General features: G+C 72.1%; 16 protein-coding genes. 10 read left to right on the forward strand and 6 right to left on the reverse strand.

All coding sequences use genetic code 11. The features are described from left to right. Window positions 1-10 precede the first annotated feature (10 nt). Together OG289_RS15850 and OG289_RS15855 are read left to right on the forward strand one after the other, a co-directional pair. Entirely contained in the window at window positions 11-643 is a 633-nt protein-coding gene (locus OG289_RS15850; protein ID WP_327320691.1) for a response regulator transcription factor, read from the forward strand. 60 nt (window positions 644-703) lie between these two features. Continuing rightward, window positions 704-2170, forward strand: a complete 1467-nt coding sequence (locus OG289_RS15855) for a hypothetical protein (RefSeq protein WP_327314662.1) — start codon at window positions 704-706, stop codon at window positions 2168-2170. 18 nt (window positions 2171-2188) lie between these two features. Here the strand turns inward: OG289_RS15855 and OG289_RS15860 are convergent, their stop codons facing one another. The 3 genes from OG289_RS15860 to OG289_RS15870 form a co-directional block, all read right to left on the reverse strand. Next, complete coding sequence (locus OG289_RS15860; RefSeq protein WP_327314663.1) at window positions 2189-2839, reverse strand: class I SAM-dependent methyltransferase; 651 nt, start codon at window positions 2837-2839, stop codon at window positions 2189-2191. A gap of 128 nt (window positions 2840-2967) precedes the next feature. Beyond that, entirely contained in the window at window positions 2968-4710 is a 1743-nt protein-coding gene (locus OG289_RS15865) for an MFS transporter (RefSeq protein WP_327314664.1), read from the reverse strand. Window positions 4711-4860: 150 nt separating this feature from the next. After that, window positions 4861-5544, reverse strand: a complete 684-nt coding sequence (locus OG289_RS15870) for a TetR/AcrR family transcriptional regulator (RefSeq protein ID WP_327314665.1) — start codon at window positions 5542-5544, stop codon at window positions 4861-4863. A gap of 153 nt (window positions 5545-5697) precedes the next feature. On the opposite strand from OG289_RS15870, the gene OG289_RS15875 reads away from it, so the two are divergent. The 8 genes from OG289_RS15875 (at window position 5698) to OG289_RS15910 (ending at window position 13398) form a co-directional block, all read left to right on the forward strand. Beyond that, window positions 5698-6546: an NAD(P)H-binding protein gene (locus OG289_RS15875; RefSeq protein WP_327314666.1), complete on the forward strand. Its 849-nt coding sequence runs from the start codon at window positions 5698-5700 to the stop codon at window positions 6544-6546. 79 nt (window positions 6547-6625) lie between these two features. Further along, window positions 6626-8062 carry a DHA2 family efflux MFS transporter permease subunit gene (locus OG289_RS15880; protein WP_327314667.1) on the forward strand — a complete coding sequence of 479 codons (1437 nt, stop codon included), beginning with the start codon at window positions 6626-6628 and terminating at the stop codon, window positions 8060-8062. A gap of 51 nt (window positions 8063-8113) precedes the next feature. Further along, window positions 8114-8656 (forward strand): SigE family RNA polymerase sigma factor, encoded by a 543-nt coding sequence (locus OG289_RS15885; RefSeq protein WP_327314668.1) that lies wholly within the window; start codon window positions 8114-8116, stop codon window positions 8654-8656. A gap of 29 nt (window positions 8657-8685) precedes the next feature. Then, entirely contained in the window at window positions 8686-9480 is a 795-nt protein-coding gene (locus OG289_RS15890; RefSeq protein ID WP_327314669.1) for a hypothetical protein, read from the forward strand. Between the two features lie 186 nt (window positions 9481-9666). After that, the gene (locus OG289_RS15895; RefSeq protein WP_327314670.1) at window positions 9667-10659 is read left to right on the forward strand and encodes an N-acetylmuramoyl-L-alanine amidase; all 993 of its coding nucleotides are present in this window, start codon (window positions 9667-9669) and stop codon (window positions 10657-10659) included. Window positions 10660-10821: 162 nt separating this feature from the next. Beyond that, complete coding sequence (locus OG289_RS15900) at window positions 10822-11652, forward strand: hypothetical protein (protein WP_327314671.1); 831 nt, start codon at window positions 10822-10824, stop codon at window positions 11650-11652. A 104-nt stretch (window positions 11653-11756) separates the two neighbouring features. After that, complete coding sequence (locus tag OG289_RS15905) at window positions 11757-12767, forward strand: LLM class F420-dependent oxidoreductase (protein WP_327314672.1); 1011 nt, start codon at window positions 11757-11759, stop codon at window positions 12765-12767. Between the two features lie 337 nt (window positions 12768-13104). Beyond that, on the forward strand, window positions 13105-13398 hold the full coding sequence (locus tag OG289_RS15910) for a hypothetical protein (RefSeq protein ID WP_079662668.1): 294 nt from the start codon (window positions 13105-13107) through the stop codon (window positions 13396-13398). 12 nt (window positions 13399-13410) lie between these two features. Here the strand turns inward: OG289_RS15910 and OG289_RS15915 are convergent, their stop codons facing one another. Genes OG289_RS15915 through OG289_RS15925 form a run of 3 tightly spaced genes read right to left on the reverse strand, consistent with a single transcriptional unit; the run spans window position 13411 to window position 16705 of the window. After that, the gene (locus tag OG289_RS15915) at window positions 13411-14481 is read right to left on the reverse strand and encodes a prenyltransferase/squalene oxidase repeat-containing protein (RefSeq protein WP_327314673.1); all 1071 of its coding nucleotides are present in this window, start codon (window positions 14479-14481) and stop codon (window positions 13411-13413) included. Beyond that, window positions 14478-15212: a class I SAM-dependent methyltransferase gene (locus tag OG289_RS15920; RefSeq protein WP_327314674.1), complete on the reverse strand. Its 735-nt coding sequence runs from the start codon at window positions 15210-15212 to the stop codon at window positions 14478-14480. The genes OG289_RS15915 and OG289_RS15920 overlap by 4 nt, the downstream gene beginning before the upstream one ends. Further along, window positions 15206-16705 carry a glycosyltransferase family 4 protein gene (locus tag OG289_RS15925; protein ID WP_327314675.1) on the reverse strand — a complete coding sequence of 500 codons (1500 nt, stop codon included), beginning with the start codon at window positions 16703-16705 and terminating at the stop codon, window positions 15206-15208. Before OG289_RS15925 ends, OG289_RS15920 begins: the two co-directional genes overlap by 7 nt. Window positions 16706-16835: the final 130 nt, after the last annotated feature.

Raw genomic sequence — 16835 nt, forward strand, 5'->3', positions numbered from 1 at the left:
CGTGAACGAGATGCCCCGCGACCACCGCCCCACCAAGTCCATCAGGGTGCTGCTCGCGGAGGACCAGGGCATGATGCGCGGCGCGCTGGCCCTGCTGCTGGGGCTGGAGGCCGACATCGAGGTGGTCGCGCAGGTCGGGACCGGGGACGAGATCGTGGACGCGGCCCTCCTGCACCGCCCCGACGTCGCGCTCCTCGACATCGAACTCCCCGGCATCAGTGGCCTGGACGCCGCCGCCGAGCTGCGCGAGCAGGCGCCCGACTGCCGGGTGCTGATCCTGACCACGTTCGGCCGGCCCGGCTACCTTCGCCGGGCCATGGAGGCCGGGGCCTCGGGCTTCCTGGTCAAGGACGGCCCGGTGGAGGAACTGGCGGCGTCGATCCGCCGGGTGCTGGCCGGCGAGACGGTCGTGGACCCGGCACTGGCCGCGGCCGCCCTCGGCGCCGGCCCGAACCCGCTCACCGCCCGCGAGTGCGACGTCCTGAAGGCCTCCGTCGACGGTGCGACGGTCGCCGACATCGCCGCCAGGCTGCACCTCTCGGAGTCCACGGTCCGCAACTACCTCTCCTCCGCGATCGGCAAGACGGGCACCCGCAACCGGATGGAGGCGATGCGGGAGGCACGACAGCAGGGCTGGCTGTAGCCGGCCGTTGAAGGCAAGGCCTGCTGCGGCGGACCGGAACGGGGGTGGCATAGTGCCGGGATGCCCTTACCGATATCGGTCCTCCGGCGCCCGGCCGCCCTGGCGGCAGCTCTCGCCGCCGTGTTCGCGCCGGCGACGGCACCCGCCGCGGCCGACGGCTCCGGCCAGGTCGTGATGCGGTTCGAGACCGCGAAGACCTTCGTCATGTACAACGCCGACGAGGGGGCCAAGGCGTCGAACGACAACTTCGTCGTGCCCGTCTTCGTCGAGCCGAGCAAGGGCGGCGAACCGGCCCGCAACGTCAGGGTCGTCGTGGACGCGTCGGGGCTTCAGGGCGTCGCCCGGCTCGGTGACAAGGACATGTGCAAGGCCGAGGGACCGATCTACACCTGCGAATACGGCGACCTGCAGAACGGCGACGGCGAGAGCTACCAACCCCTCGCCATACTCGGCGTGGACGGCGCCGAGCCGGGCGACAGCGGGACGGTGACGTACACCGCCACCGCCGACAACGCGGCCCCGATCACCGGCACCACCCGGATGACCGTCGGCGGTCCGACGCTCTCCGCACCCGGACAGGAGAAGGGCGTGAGCGGCCTCGCACCGGGGAAGCCCGCGAACGTGACCGCCCGGTTGGCCAACAACACACGTTTCCCCACGAAGCAGGGCGTCGCCCTCCAGGTCGACGTGTCGGAGGGGCTGAAGCTGACTGCCCGGCACAGCAACTGTTTCTACGCGGGGCCCACGCCCACCTCGGCGTGGTGCACGTTCCCCACGAAGGCCGCGGCGGGCGCCGCGTACCGCACGAGCGCCCCGCTGGTCTACACGGTCACCGCGCCCAAGAGGCTGAGCGGCGAGGTGACCTACACCTGGTCGTCGCCCCCGTCCCGCCCCGCCGACCACACCGTGCGCGGCACGGGCGCCCCGCTCACCCTTGTCCGCACCGCCGGCCGGCCCTTCGACGACAGCCACGGCAGGGTCGGGATCACCACCACCGTGCAGGCCGACTACCGTCCGGTCACCGCGAGCGTGCGGGGCCGGGTCGGCGACACGGTGAAGGTGCGGCTCGGGGTGCGCGACCTCGGCCCCGGCCGCATCGAGGGGGACGAGGATCTGGGCCGCTTCGAGGTGGTCCCGCCGGAGGGCACCACGGTCACCTCCATCCCGTACAGCTTCGAGGGGGACGACTCGAAGTGGGCCTGCAGCCGGCCCGAGAAGGCGGGCGGGGCGTTCGTCTGCGAGATCGGTCACGCCCCGTTCCACGACGTGCGGCACGACGACGGTACGACCGCCATCGCCTTCCGCATCCGCATCGACCGGCAGGTCCCGGGCGCGAAGGGCACCATCCGCACGTACAACCCGTTCGACCGCACGCCCGGCAACGATGTCGCCTCCATCCCGCTGGAGGCGTCCCCGGCCCCGCTGTACCGGTCCGTCCTGCGACCCGCCGTGCTGGTGCCGGCGGCACTCGTCATCGCGGCGGCGGTCGTCGTGTACCGCCGTCGCCGCCGCTCGAAACCGGCCTGAGTTCTTGGACGACGCTGCCTAGATCCCCGTGCCCGTGCGCCGCAGCACTCGCAGCGAGCCGGTGGCCGAGACCTCCGTGAAGGCGCCGGAGGCCAGGGCGCGCAGGTAGACGCGGTAGGGGGCCTGGCCGGTGAACTCGTCGACCGGGTCGGGGAACACGTCGTGGATGACGAGGAGTCCGCCCTCGGCGACATGCGGCGCCCAGCCCTCGTAGTCGGAGCCGGCGTGCTCGTCGGTGTGGCCGCCGTCGACGAAGACGAGGCCGAGGGGCGTGGTCCAGAACGCGGCGATCTGCGGCGACCGCCCGACCAGTGCGACCACGTGCTCCTCCAGGCCGGCCCGGTGCAGGGTCCGGCGGAAGGCGGGCAGCGTGTCCATCAGTCCGATCTCGGGGTCGACGGTCTCCGGGTCGTGGTACTCCCAGCCCGGCTGCTGCTCCTCGCTGCCCCGGTGGTGGTCGAGCGTGAGCGCGCTGACCCCGGCCTGGCGGGCCGCGTCCGCGAGCAGGATCGTGGAACGCCCGCAGTAGGTGCCGACCTCGAGCAACGGCATCCCGAGCGCACCCGCCTCGACGGCGGCGGCGTACAGCGCGAGGCCCTCGTCGACCGGCATGAACCCCTTCGCCGCCTCGAACGCGGCCAGGATCTCGGGCTTGGGTGCCGCGGTCATGGGGGTCCCTTCGGTGGTACGTGCGGGGGCAGGTGACGGGTGCGGGTGGCGGGCTGCCCCATGCTGCACCACGCCCCCCGTCGTGTGCACGACGGGGGGGCGGGTCGGGGGCGGGTCAGGGGCAAAGGTCAGGCGCTGACGGTCTCGCTCGGCAGGGCCAGGTCGAGGTCCACCGGGCTCTCGTCGCCCGCGTGGGTCGCGGAGCTCGCGAGCGGCCCGTGACCGGTGGCCTTGGCGGCGAGGACGTAGGCGCCCTGGGCCGGGACGGCGAGGGCGTAGCTGCCGTCCGCCTGCGACAGGGTGGCGCCGGCCTGCCGGCCGCGGCGGTCGATGAGGGTGACCTTGGCGCGGGCGACCGGGGCGCCGTCGGCGTCCAGAACCCGTCCGCGGAAGCCCCGCAGGGCCTCCTCGGCGCGCTCCAGGTTGGCGTCCTCCTCGCTGCTGGCGCGCAGCTGCGGAGTCGTCGAGGGGCGCTGCTGCTTGGGCAGGAAGAGGGCGAGGACCAGGCCGACCGCGACGGCTGCCGTGGCGATCAGGAAGGAGACGCGGAAGCCGTGCATGGTCGGGATCGCGACGCCGCCGACGTTGTTCGCGGTGTTGGCCAGCACCATGCCGATGACGGCGCTCGACACGGACGTACCGATGGACCGCATCAGGGTGTTGAGGCCGTTGGCCGCGCCGGTCTCCGAGGCCGGGACCGCGCCGACGATCAGGGCGGGCAGGGAGGAGTAGGCGAGACCGATGCCCGCGCCCAGCATCACGGCGATGACCAGGCTCTGCCAGGCGGCGCTCATCAGGCCGAGGCCGGCGCCGTAACCGATCGCGATGATCAGCATGCCGAGGATCAGGGTGACCTTGGGGCCGTACTTCGCGGACAGCTTGGCGTAGACGGGCGCGGTGAACATCATCGTCAGGCCGAGCGGCGCGACGAGCAGACCGGCGACGACCATCGACTGGCCGAGGCCGTAGCCGGTGGCCTTCGGCAGCTGGAGGAGCTGCGGCAGGACCAGGGAGACGACGTAGAAGGAGACGCCGACCATGATCGAGGCGAGGTTGGTGAACAGGACGGCGGGCCGGGCCGTCGTCCGCAGGTCCACCAGCGGGGCCTTCACGCGCAGCTCCATCAGGCCCCACAGCAGGAGGACGACGGCCGCGGCGGCGAAGAGCCCGAGGGTGGTGCCGGAGGTCCAGCCCCAGTCGCTGCCCTTCGTGATCGGCAGCAGGAAGAGGACGAGGCCGGTGGAGAGGCCGATCGCGCCCAGGACGTCGAAGGTGCCCTCGGCGCGGGCCGGGGACTCGGGGACGACGAGGAGGGTGAGGGCGATCGCGAGGGCGCCGAGGCCCGCGGCGCCGTAGAAGAGGGCGTGCCAGTCGGCGTGCTGGGCGACCAGGGCGGCGGCGGGCAGGGCGAGGCCGCCGCCGACGCCGATCGAGGAGCTCATCAGGGCCATCGCCGAACCGAGCTTCTCGCGCGGCAGCATGTCCCGCATCAGGCCGATGCCGAGCGGTATGGCGCCCATGGCGAAGCCCTGGAGCGTACGGCCCACGATCATCATGAGCAGGTCGCTGGTGAGCGCGCTGACGAGCGCGCCGACGACCATCACGGCCAGGCTGAGGATCAGCATCCGCCGCTTGCCGTACAGGTCGCCGAGGCGGCCCATGATCGGGGTGGCCACGGCCCCGGACAGCAGGGTGGACGTCAGGACCCAGGTGGCGTTGCTCGGCGCGGTGTCCAGCAGCTGCGGCAGGTCCTTGATGACCGGGACGAGCAGGGTCTGCATCACCGCGACCACGATGCCCGCGAAGGCGAGCACCGGAACGACGGCTCCGCTCGCTGGGCGGGTGGGCCGGTCGGTCGTCGTGTGCGTCATGGGGTGGGGCCTCCAGGGGCGGTGCGTCAGGGGTACATGGAGACCGAACCTGTATGCATGGGCAACTATTCCGATGCTTCGGCGTACTAACGATTTCTTTATCTTCTCTTGAAGATTCCCCCGAAAGGAACGCCGGAAGACGGCCGCGTCTCAGCGGGCGGGGGTCTGGAGGATGCCGCTGAGGAGCACGTCCAGGCCCCAGGCGTCACGGTCGCCCGGCGAGAACAGGGCCGGCCGCAGCGCCGTGATCATCGGGTAGCGGTCGGCGGGCAGGGCCGCGTAACGACGGTCGGCGGCCGCCACGACGTCGTCCTCCTTGCCCCCCTTGACGTTGTGGGCGCTCCGCTCCACGGCGGCCGCGGCGGTGTAGAGGTGGAGCAGGTCGACGGCCCAGGCGGCGGTGATGTCGTCGAGCCCGCCCTGCTTGAGCAGCGCGAGCATGCGGTCGAGGACGAGCAGGGCGTTGGCACCGGTGGGGATCTCGCCGAGAGCGACGGCGGCCAGCCCCTCATGACGGCTCATGGCCTCGACGCTCGCCGCGACCAGGGCGTGCAACTGCTCCCGCCACGTGCCCTCCGCGGTGAGCGGGACCCGGGCGAGCGCCTCGTCCAGCATCGCGGCCATCAGGTCGTCGCGATGGGCGACATAGACATAGAGCGAGGCCGGCCCGGTGTCGAGTTCCTTGGCGACCCGGCGCATGGTCAGGGCGTCCAGACCGTCGCGGTCGAGGATGGCCAGCCCGGTGCGCACGATCACCTCGCGACCGAGGGGGGCCTTGGCGGGTCGCGCGCGGCGGCTGATCGGCTCGGGGGGCACGGGAGTCGCGGGGGTCACCTGGAGAGGGTAGCTGGCGCGAACACCGGTCGACACGAACGCCGATCGGCACGAACACGTTTGACACGAACGCCGTTCGCTCCGTAGCGTCACCACTCTCGACGAACAACGTTCGCGACGAACACCGTTCGCGCCTCATCGAAAGAAACCGTCATGATCCTGATCACCGGAGGCCGCGGCGCGGTCGCCACCCAGCTGCTCGCCCTCCTGCACGCCGACGGCAGGCCCGTGCGGGTCGGCTCCGCCAGTCCCGTCGGCCTCGCCCCGCCTCCCGGCGTCGAGACGGTCGCCCTCGACCTCACCGACCCGGCGACCTTCCCGGCCGCCCTGGCCGGCGTCACCGCCGTCTTCCTCTACGCGACCCCCGACCACATCACCGAATTCGTCGACCACGCCCACCGGGCCGGCGTCACCCATGTCGTGGTGCTGTCCAGCTCCGCCGTGCTCGGCCTGCTGGGCCCTGAGCCGAAGGACGACGCCCTGGCCGGCTCCCACCTGGCCGTGGAGCGGGCGCTGCTCGCCTCGCCGATCGCCACCACCGTCCTGCGACCGGGCTCCTTCGCCTCCAACGCCGCCTCCTGGGCCTGGTCCGTCAAGGCCGGACTGCCCATCAGCCTGCCCTTCCCCGGCGCCCACACCGACCCCATCCACGAGAAGGACCTGGCCGAGGCGGCCCATGCCGTCCTCACCGACCCCCGGCATCGCGGCGGCCGGTTCACCCTCACCGGACCCGAGTCGCTGACGTTCACCGAGCAGATCGACCGGCTCGCCGCCGTCACCGGCCGAGCCATCGCGGTCAAGCACGTCACCGCCGAGGAGTGGAAGCAGGAGATGGCCGAGCACATCCCCGCCGTCTACGCCGACGCCCTCCTCGCGTGGTGGGAGTCCACGGACGGCAGGCCCGTCGCCCTCACCCGCACCGTCGAGGAGCTCACCGGCCACCCCGCCCGCCCCTTCACCGCCTGGGCCGCCGACCACACCGCCGACTTCACCGCCCCCTGACCCGCCGTGGCCCAGAACGACCTCGTACGCGCGACCTACGCCGAAATCCCGATGCAAGGGGCGCAACCCGGTTGAGACCATGACGCCCATGTTGGAAACCGCCGACGCCGCCCGCGCCCGGACATCCCGCCTCCGTACCCCTCCGCCCGCCTGGCTGCTCGTGGCACTCGCCTGTGCCGGGCAGTTCCTCGTCGTGCTCGACGTGTCGGTCGTGAACGTGGCGCTGCCGTCGATACGGGCCGATCTCGGCATGAGCGCCTCGGGGCTGCAATGGGTGGTGAACGCGTACTCCATCGCCTTCGCCGGGTTCATGCTGCTCGGCGGCCGGGCGGGCGACCTCTACGGCCGCAAGCGGATGTTCCTCACCGGCCTGGCCCTGTTCACCCTGGCCTCGATGGCCGGCGGCCTGGCGCAGGACGGCCGGCTGCTGCTCCTGGCCCGGGCCGTGCAGGGTCTTGGCGCGGCGGTCCTGGCACCCGCCACGCTGACGATCGTCACCTCCGCCGTGCCGGAGGGGGCCGCGCGGGCGCGGGCCATCGCGACGTGGACGGCCGTCGGCGCCGGCGGCGGGGCCGCGGGCGGGCTCGTCGGCGGGGTGCTGGTGGACCTCATGTCCTGGCGCTGGGTGCTTCTGATCAACGTGCCGGTCGGCGTACTGGTGCTGGCCGGCTCGCTGCGGTGGCTGGTCGAGAGCCGGGCCGGGGACGGGCGGCGCCCGGACCTGCCGGGCGCGCTGCTGGTCACGGCCGGCCTCGCCACCCTGGCGTACGGCATCTCGCAGACGGAGGCCGAGGGCTGGACGGCGTCGGCCGCCCTCGTCCCGCTGGCCGCCGGGCTCGCACTGATCGGTCTGTTCCTCGCCGTGGAGGCGCGGACGGCGGCCCCGCTGATGCCGCTGGGCCTGTTCCGGCTGCGGGCGGTGTCGGCGGCGAACGCGGCGATGTTCGTGAACGGCTCGGCCATGTTCTCCATGTGGTTCTTCATGACCCTGTACGCGCAGAACGCGCTGGGCTACACCCCGCTGGAGGCGGGTCTGGCGCTGGTGCCGAGCTCGCTGGCCATCGTCCTCGGCTCCAAGCTCGCGCCCCGCCTCATGCGCACGGCCGGTGCCCGCACCGTGGCCACACTGGGCACGCTGGTCGCGGCGGCCGGGTTCGGCTGGCAGTCGACGATGCGGGCGGACGGCGGGTACGTCACCGGGATCATGGTGCCGGGTGTCCTGATGATGCTGGGCGCGGGCCTGTCCTCGACCCCGCTCGCCTCGCTGGCCACGTCGGGCGCGGCGCCGGGCGAGGCCGGTCTGGTGTCCGGCCTGGTCAACACCTCCCGCACCATGGGCGGTTCACTCGGCCTGGCCGTTCTGTCCACGCTGGCGGCCTCCCGCACGGCGGGCCGCGGCACGCCCGAGGCGCTGACGGCAGGGTACGCCCTGGCCTTCCGCACGGGTACGGCGGTGCTGCTGGTGGGGGCGCTGCTGATGCTGGTGTGGCTGCCGCGGAAATTCTCCAGCCACTGAGGCAACGATCCGGGCCGCTCATGGCCTCCTTTGAACATCAAGGAGGTGCCCATGGGGGATCGGAAGCAGGACAGGGACACGGAGTTCCAGGCTTTCGTCGTCGGCCGCTGGCCGGGGCTGATGCGCACGGCATTTCTCCTCACGGGGGAACAGCACGCCGCGGAGGACCTGGTCCAGTCGACGCTGGAACAGGTCTACGTGGCCTGGCGCAGAGTAGGGGCGGCCGACGAACCGGAGGCGTACGTACGGCGCGTGATGATCAACGCGCATGCCCGCAAGTACCGCAGGAAGCTCCGCGAGTTCCTCGCTCCGAGGGGCGACGACTCGGGCCTCGCGCACGAGGTCGCCGACACCGGCGACCTGATCGCCCGGGCCGACGACCGGCACACCCTGCTGAAGGCGCTGGCCGAGCTGCCGCCGCGGCAGCGGGAGGCGGTGGTGCTGCGTTACTGGGAGGACCTGACCGAGACACAGACGGCCGAGGCGATGGGCTGTTCGGTCGGCGCGGTGAAGAGCAACGCGGCCAAGGGGATCGCGAAACTCCGCGCCATACCGGAACTGACGGACACAGTGACGTACGGAGGGCGGAAGTGATGAACGCGGACCGGGAGACGAATCACGACATGACGCAGCACGCCATCGCCGGTCTGCTGGCCGACGCCGCGGACGAGGTCGACATCGGTATAGCCCCCACCCAGGCACTCATCCGCGGCGGCCGCCGCCGCAGGGCCCGCCGCTGGGCGGTCGCGGCGGCCACGGTCCTGGTGGTCGCCGGCTCGACGGGGGCGCTGGCGATGACGGGGCTGCCGGGAGGCGACGGGGAGCGGGTGGCACCGCCGGCAGCGCAGCGGTCGGGGACCACGGCCCCCGGCCTGCTCGCGCCCCACCGGACCGTGCTCGGCTCGGGCATCGAGCAGGGGCAGAAGTGGCAGGTCTCCCTCGACGTGTGGACGGCACCGGCCAACGAGACGGAGGCGGCGGCTCAGCTGCGGGCCATGCGCGAGTACGGGGACAAGTACCCGACAGGCGGCAAGCCCTCCAACATGGTCGGCAACACCACGTACTTCTTCCACCGGACCTACGGGCCCCACTCCACGCAGGAGTGGGGAAACGGCCCGCACGGGAAGCGGCTGCCGCCCGGCAAGAGCATGGAGAGCACCGCGAACTCCTTCCCCGGCGCCGACGGCCCCCGCCGCCTGGTGATCGGCCATGTCGTCAAGACGGCCAAGCAGGTGACCTGCTTGTGGAAGGACGGCACGAAGACCGAGCTGGTTAGGGAACCGGCGAACGGGACGACGAACACCGACAAGCCCGCCCTCCACTCGACCGAGGGCGCCCCCACCGACTGGTTCGCGTGCCTGGCACCACAGGGCACGGAGTCCGACAGCGTGACCATGACGGGAGACGGGAACGGATAGCCGCAACGGAGAGACGAGAACGGGCCGGGGGGAAGGCCGAACGGGGACAGCCGGGCAGGGACGGCAGAGTGGAGACGGGCGAGCGGGGGCGGCCGAGGGGGACGGCCGCCCGTCATCCGCTGCCCCGTCATCCGTCCGGCCGCCGTCCCTCTGAGTCCTCCCGGGGTGCCCGTTAGGGTGGCAGGCGTGTCGTACGCAGGCTCGAACCCCGACCCCTTCGAACCCTCCGACCCCTTCGGCCCCCCGCGGCTGCGCCGCTCCCCGCTGCGCCGCCCCCTGACCGTGGCGCTCGCCGCGCTCGTGCCCGGGGCGCTGCTGGGGTGGCTGGCGTACGACACGCTGGGCGGCACCGGTACCGGGACGGGCGGGGACAGCGGACCGGACCGGGGGGCGGGGGCGGCGGCCTCGTCGTCCACACTGCGCTCCCCCACCGACGACGCGACCGGCGACGACGCGACCGGCGACGGGAAGCAGGGCGCCGGCAGTACCGCCTCGACCGCGCCCGCCTCCCTCAAGGGCAAGGTCGTCGTCATCGACCCCGGCCACAACCCCGGCAACGTCCAGCACACCGCCGACATCAACCGCAAGGTGGACATCGGCACCCACTGGAAGGAGTGCGACACGACGGGGACGTCCACGAACTCCGGTTACAGCGAGGCCGAGTTCACGCTGGACGTGGCCCACCGGCTGCGCACCCTGCTGCAACGGCAGGGCGCCACGGTGAAGCTGACGCAGGACGGGGACCGGCCGTACGGACCGTGTGTCGACGAGCGCGCCCGGATCGGGAACGCGGCGCACGCCGACGCGGTCGTCTCGATCCACGCCGACGGCGCCGGGGCCGGCGATCGCGGCTTCCACGTGATCCTGCCGGGCGCGGTGCACGAGGGTGCCGCCGACACCCGTGCCGTCGTCGGCCCGTCGAAGGCCCTCGGGAAGCTGCTCGCGGGCGACTTCGCGCGCACGACGGGCAGTTCACCGTCCAACTACATCGGCGACGGAACCGGTCTCGTCACGCGTGAGGACCTGGGCGGTCTCAATCTGTCAACGGTTCCCAAGGTGTTCATCGAGTGCGGCAACATGCGCGATAGCAAGGACGCGGCGCTGCTGACCAGTGGCGCCTGGCGGCAGAAGGCGGCGCAGGGAATCTCTGAGGGAATCGTGAGTTTCCTGCGGGGGTAGGGATCAGCAAGTTGATCCCGACGGACACTCTCATCGGGCGGACGATAGTGTCGTCCCTACGTTGAGGGGCCATCCCCGCGCTTCGCACCGGGGCCCGAGGGCGACATGGTGACAGCGACGCCTCCACCGCTGACGAGACGACTGACCGAAGGACACCTTGAAGTGAATATCCGCTCCCTCACTCGAGGCGACGGCGTGGTGATCGGAGCAGCGGTATTGCTGTTCATCGCGTCGTTCCTCGACAACTACTCGTACGACGACGCGCCCAGCAGCCTCGACATCCCGAGCCTCTGGTCGAGCGGACCGGTCCTGCTCAGCGTCGTCCTCGCGGGCCTCATCGGAGCCGCACTCATCGTTGTCGCCCGCGGTCTGCCCCAGCCCCGCAAGATCGCCGGTCTGGACCTCGGCCCCTTCGGCGTCGCCTTCGCGGTCTTCGCCGCGTGGAGCGCCCTCGGCAACGTCATCGACCCGGTCGGCGGCCTGGACAACTTCGGGGGTGACAACTCGAACGCTCCCTCCGCCGGCATGGGGCTGATCCTCGCCCTCATCGCCACCCTGCTCCTCGCCGCGGGCGCCGTCGCCACCCCGCTGGTGCCGGCCCTGCAGGCCGGTCTGATCCCGGCGCCCAAGCCGCCGGCCCCCCAGCCCTACGGCGCGCAGCCGCCCGCCGGTTACGGCTACCCGGGCGCGCCGCAGCCGTCGGCGTTCGGCGGTCAGCCGCAGCCGGGCCAGCCCGGTCAGCCGGGACAGCCGCCGTTCGGCGCTCAGCCGGGTCCGGCGCAGCCGCCGGCCGCTGACTTCTCGCCGTTCTGGTTCGCCGTGCCGGTGCCGCGTCCGCTGTACGCGGAGGACGGTGCGCCGATGCCGATCGCCGAACTGGCGCCGGGCACCTGGTACCTCGCCGTCGAGCAGGGCGCCCAGGGTCTGGTCGCCCAGACCCAGGACGGCCGCCGCGGCGTCCTGCGGGACACCTCCGGCATCCAGCGCGGCTGAGCCCACGCCCCCGTGCAACGGGTACGGCCCCTCGCCCTTCCGGGCGGGGGGCCGTTGTCGTACAGTCGCAGCCCCCGTATCTGACGACCCGTCAGGAGGCAGGCATGCGGCTCGGTCTGGCGCTCGGCTACTGGGGCCGCGGCCCCTCCCCCGACCATGTGGAGCTGGCGCGCGAGGCGGAACGGCTCGGCTACGACTCCGTGTGGACGGCGGAGTCCTGGGGCTCGGACGCCTTCACCCCCCTGACCTGGATCGCCGCACGGACGTCGAGGATCAAGCTGGGCACGGCGGTTGCCCAGATGGCGGCCCGCTCCCCCACCACGACCGCGATGCACGCCCTGACCCTGGACCACCTCTCCGGCGGCCGGATGATCCTCGGGCTCGGTCTGTCGGGCCCGCAAGTGGTGGAGGGCTGGTACGGCCGGCCCTTCCCGAAGTCGCCCCTGACCGCCACCCGGGAGTATGTGGACGTCGTACGGCAGGTCCTGCGCCGGGAGGCCCCGGTGGAACTGGACGGCCGGTTCCACTCCCACCCCTACCGCGCTCCGGACGCCACCGGTCTCGGCAGACCGCTCAGGTCCATCACCCACCCCCTGCGCCCCGACCTGCCGGTGCTGCTGGGTGCGGAGGGGCCGAGGAACGTGGCCCAGACGATCCGCATCGCGGACGGCTGGCTGCCGCTGTACTGGTCGCCGAACCGGCCGGACGCGTACGGCCCGGCGGTCGCGGAGCTGCCCGAGGGCTTCCGGGTCGCCCCGCTCGCCCGGGCGCTGGTCTGCGACGACGTCACCGAGGGGCTGCTGCCCGTGAAGGCCATGCTCGGCTTCTACATCGGCGGCATGGGCCACGCCACCCGCAACTTCCACGCCGACCTGATGGCACGCATGGGCTACGAGGAGGAGGCCCGGCACATCCAGGAACTCTTCCTGGCCGGCCGCCGCGAGGAGGCGGTGCTCGCCGTCCCGGACGCCTTCGCCGACGAGATCTCCCTGATCGGCCCTCGCGAACGCATCGCCGAACGGCTTCAGGCCTGGCGCAAGGGGCCGGTGACCGACCTGCTGGTCGTGGCACCGGACCCGCACACCCTGCGGGTACTGGCCGAGCTCAACTCCTAGCCGGATCACCGTGATGGGCGTGCTCTGCCGGAGGTAGGCGGTGATGCGTTCCTTGGCGACGCTCCGGTGGGCCCCGGCGGTGCCGAGGCCCGGCCGCGAGAACAGGCCGGCGCCCGTGTCGACGTTGGCGCGGTCGGCGACCTCCGCTTCCAGGGCGGCGGAGAAGGCGCCGTACTGGTGGAGATCAAGGACCCGTTGTTCCGTTGTTCGTGCAGGAAGAAGAACATGCCGTGCACCGGTGTTCCCCGGAGGCGCCAACTCCACCCCAACGCGGGGCAAATGGACGCGACACGAACCAACCGGGTTTCATTCGGCCTCGAACGGCAACCCGGAGAGCATGTCCCCTCGATATCGCAACGGTGCCAACCAGGCCGGGACGGTCATCGCGGTCGTCGCCGACATCATGGCCCTCATCCTGGGCCTGTGGATCCTGATGTATCTGCTCGACGCCAACCGCGCCAACTCTTTCGTGCAGTTCATCCACGACACGGCCCGCTGGCTCGCGGGCTGGTCCCACGACCTGTTCACCTTCGACGAGGCCTGGGCAAGGGTGGTGGCGGGCTACGGCCTGGCAGCCGTGGTGTACCTCTTCGTCGGCCACGCCATAGCCAACCGGGTCCACCGCCACTGAGCCGCCGCGCCCTCAGGCGCAGCAGTCCACCTCGAGCCCGGAAGGAAGCTGCTCCCCGCCGAACACGGCACACGTCGCCTCATGCCCGCCGAGCGCGGCGACAGCCAGCACCAACGACCCCGCCGTCCAAGTGGTGAGCTCCCGGGGCCAGATGGCCTCGTCCTCGAAGACGAAGCCGGTCCAGTACAACCCCGACTCCGCCTCCCGCAGATGCTGGATCGACTGAAGGATCTCCAGCGCCCGGTCGGACTCGCCCATCGCCCACAGCGCGAGGGCGAGTTCGGCGGACTCGCCCCCCGTCACCCACGGGTTGGGGACGACGCACCGCACTCCCAGTCCCGGGACCACGAACCGCTCCCAGTCCGCCTCGATACGGGACTTGGCCTCCGTACCGGTCAACGCGCCGCCCAGCACCGGGTAGTACCAGTCCATCGAGTAACGGTCCTTGTCGAGGAACCGCTCCGGATGCCGCCGTATGGCGTGCCGTAGCGCGCCGACCGCCAACTCCCAGTCCGGCTGGGGCTCTTCGCGCTGCTCGGCGATCGCCAGCGCACAGCGCAGCGCCTGGTGGATCGAGGAGGAGCCGGTGAGCAGCGCGTCGGCGGTTGGCGTGCCGTCGTCCTCGCGTCGCCAGCCGATCTGCCCGCCCGGCTGCTGGAGCCGCAGCACGTACTCGACGGCCGCGTAGACGGTCGGCCACATGCCGTCGAGGAAGGTGTCGTCGCCGGTCGACAGGTAGTGGTGCCAGACGCCGACGGCTATGTAGGCGACGAAGTTCGTCTCGCGCCCCCGGTCGGTGACGTCGTCGAAGGCGCCGTCCGCGTACGCCGCGAACCACGAGCCGTCCTCGTTCTGGTGCCGGGCCAGCCAGGTGTACGCCCGCGCGGCGGCCTCGTGTTCGCCCGCCGAGTCCAGCGCCATCGCGGCCTCGGTGTGGTCCCACGGGTCGAGGTGGTGCCCGCGGAACCACGGGATCGCGCCGTCCTCCCGCTGCACGGCGAGGATGCCGGCGACGGTCGCGGCGGCCTGCTCGGCGGTGAGGACCCCGGGCAGGACGAGGTGTTCTGTCCGGGGGGTGGTCACTTGACCGCCACCCGGGGGAGGTGCGGCTTGGTCGCGTACGCCACGAAGCTCTTGCCGATCACCGGGTTCAGCGCCTGTTCGGCGACCCGCGTCGCGAGCGGCTTCTTCATGATGTCCCAGACCAGCAGCTTGTGGTACGCCCGCACCGGCAGCGCCTTGTCGTTGTCGACGCCGAACGCGCACTTCAGCCACCAGTACGGGGAGTGCAGCGCGTGGGCGTGGTGGGTGCCGTACGGCTTCAGGCCCGCCTCGCGGATCTTCGCGAGCAGCTCGTCCGCCTTGTAGATGCGGATGTGGCCGCCCTCGACCTCGTGGTAGGCGTCGGAGAGGGTCCAGCAGACCTTCTCGGGGCCGTAGCGCGGCACGGTGATCGCGATGCGCCCGCCGGGCTTGAGCACGCGCACCATCTCCGCCAGCACTCCCTTGTCGTCCGGGATGTGCTCCATGACCTCGGAGATGATGACGACGTCGAAGGACTCGTCGGGGAAGGGCAGTGCCAGGGCGTCGCCCTCCATGGCGGTGGCCGTGGCGCCCTCGGGGGCCTCGCCGGCCTCCTTCATCGCCGCGAACCACTTGGCGACCTCGCGGATCTCCTCGCCGTTCTGGTCGAGCGCCACGACCTGAGCGCCACGCCGGTAGCACTCGAAGGCGTGCCGCCCCGCCCCACAGCCGAGATCCAGGACTCGGTCGCCCGGGGCGAGCGGGAACCGGGAGAAGTCGACGGTCAGCACGTGGCCCTGCTTTCGCGATCGGATGCTTCGAATACGACGTCGTCGGCTTCGGGGGCGTGGACGGCGTCGACGGCTTCGGGGGCGGCGGGAGCCACGGAGGCTGCCACGGGAGCCACGGAAGCGGCGGAGGCTGCGGCGGAAGCACCTGGGCGGCCGCCGTCGGCTATCGCCTCGCGGTACCGGGCCACGGTCCCCTCGGCGGCCCGCGCCCAGGTGAAACGCTCCAGCACCCGTTCCCGCCCGGCCTTGGCCAGCCGCGCCCGTAGTGCGGGGTCGCCCAGGAGCCGGCTCAGGCCCGCGGCCAGCGCGCCCGCGTCGCCCGGCGGCACGGCCAGGCAGGTCTCCCCGTCGCGCCCGGCGACCTCGGGGATCGCCCCGCCGGTCGTGGCGAGCAGCGGGGTGCCCGTGGCCATGGCCTCGGCGGCCGGCAGGGAGAAGCCCTCGTACAGCGACGGCACGCAGGCGACCTCCGCCGAGCGCACCAGGTCGACGAGTTCGGCGTCGGAGATGCCCTTGACGAACTCGACGGCGCCTTCCAGGCCGTACCGCTCGATCGCCCGGGCGACCGGCCCCTCCTGCGGGCGCTTGCCGACGACGACGAGGTGGGCGTGCGGGTGCTCGGTGCGCACCTTCGCCAGCGCCTCGACGAGGAAGACCAGGCCCTTGAGGGGGACGTCCGCGCTGGACGTCGTCACGATCCGGCCCGGCAGCTGCGGCACGGCCGGGTTCGGCGAGAACAGGTCGGTGTCGGCGCCGATGTGGACGACGTGGATGCGGTCGTCACGGACGCCGAGGTGGTCGACGATCTCCTGGCGGGAGGTGCCGGAGACGGTGAGCACGGACGGCAACCGGCGCGCGACGCGCTTCTGCATCCGGGTGAACGCGTACCAGCGGCGCACGGAGTACCGCCGCCGCCATCCCTCGGCGGCGTCCAGCTCCAACTGCCGGTCGACGGTGATGGGGTGGTGGATGGTGGTGACCAGGGGCGCGCCGAGGTCCCCCAACAGCCCGTATCCGAGTGTCTGGTTGTCGTGCACGACGTCGAACTCCCCGCGCCGGGCGCGCAGATGGCGGCGGGCGCGCAGGGCGAACGTCATCGGCTCGGGAAACCCGCCGGTCCACATCGTCGCCACTTCGAGGGCGTCGATCCAGTCGCGGTACTCGCCGCGCTTCGGGGTGCGGAAGGGGTCCGGCTGGCGGTAGAGGTCGAGGCTGGGCAGCTCGGTGAGGGAGAGGAGGTCGTCGTGGCCCGGGTCCAGTACCGGATAGGGCTGGGAGCCGATGACCTCGACGCGGTGGCCGAGGCGCGCGAGCTCACGCGAGAGATGCCGTACGTAGACACCCTGGCCCCCGCAGAACGGGTTCCCCTTATAGGTGAGGAGCGCGATGTTGAGCGGTCGCTCTCCCCCACTCTCGGCTTCGCTCGGACGGGAGGGGCCCCCACCAGCGCCGAGGTCACGCCGGGACCCCGCCTGACTGGCCTCAGCGGTCACTCCGGGCCCCCTTCTGCCTGCATGGTCCCGCGAGACTACGACGGGACGCTAATCTAGAACAAGTTTCAGACTTGATCGTCCGGGAGGCTCTGAATCTACCGGCAGGTAAGAGCGCTGGGAGCAGTGGATC

Source organism: Streptomyces sp. NBC_01235, assembly GCF_035989285.1.
In the GTDB taxonomy this organism is placed as follows: Bacteria; Actinomycetota; Actinomycetes; order Streptomycetales; family Streptomycetaceae; genus Streptomyces.

What these genes read in the sequence shown, in the direction of transcription:
- OG289_RS15850 (WP_327320691.1), top strand. Translation starts at nt 11, where the DNA reads ATGCCCCGCGACCACCGCCCCACCAAGTCCATCAGGGTGCTGCTCGCG.
- OG289_RS15855 (WP_327314662.1), top strand. Translation starts at nt 704, where the DNA reads ATGCCCTTACCGATATCGGTCCTCCGGCGCCCGGCCGCCCTGGCGGCA.
- OG289_RS15860 (WP_327314663.1), bottom strand. Translation starts at nt 2,839, where the DNA reads ATGACCGCGGCACCCAAGCCCGAGATCCTGGCCGCGTTCGAGGCGGCG.
- OG289_RS15865 (WP_327314664.1), bottom strand. Translation starts at nt 4,710, where the DNA reads ATGACGCACACGACGACCGACCGGCCCACCCGCCCAGCGAGCGGAGCC.
- OG289_RS15875 (WP_327314666.1), top strand. Translation starts at nt 5,698, where the DNA reads ATGATCCTGATCACCGGAGGCCGCGGCGCGGTCGCCACCCAGCTGCTC.
- OG289_RS15880 (WP_327314667.1), top strand. Translation starts at nt 6,626, where the DNA reads ATGACGCCCATGTTGGAAACCGCCGACGCCGCCCGCGCCCGGACATCC.
- OG289_RS15885 (WP_327314668.1), top strand. Translation starts at nt 8,114, where the DNA reads ATGGGGGATCGGAAGCAGGACAGGGACACGGAGTTCCAGGCTTTCGTC.
- OG289_RS15890 (WP_327314669.1), top strand. Translation starts at nt 8,686, where the DNA reads ATGACGCAGCACGCCATCGCCGGTCTGCTGGCCGACGCCGCGGACGAG.
- OG289_RS15905 (WP_327314672.1), top strand. Translation starts at nt 11,757, where the DNA reads ATGCGGCTCGGTCTGGCGCTCGGCTACTGGGGCCGCGGCCCCTCCCCC.
- OG289_RS15910 (WP_079662668.1), top strand. Translation starts at nt 13,105, where the DNA reads ATGTCCCCTCGATATCGCAACGGTGCCAACCAGGCCGGGACGGTCATC.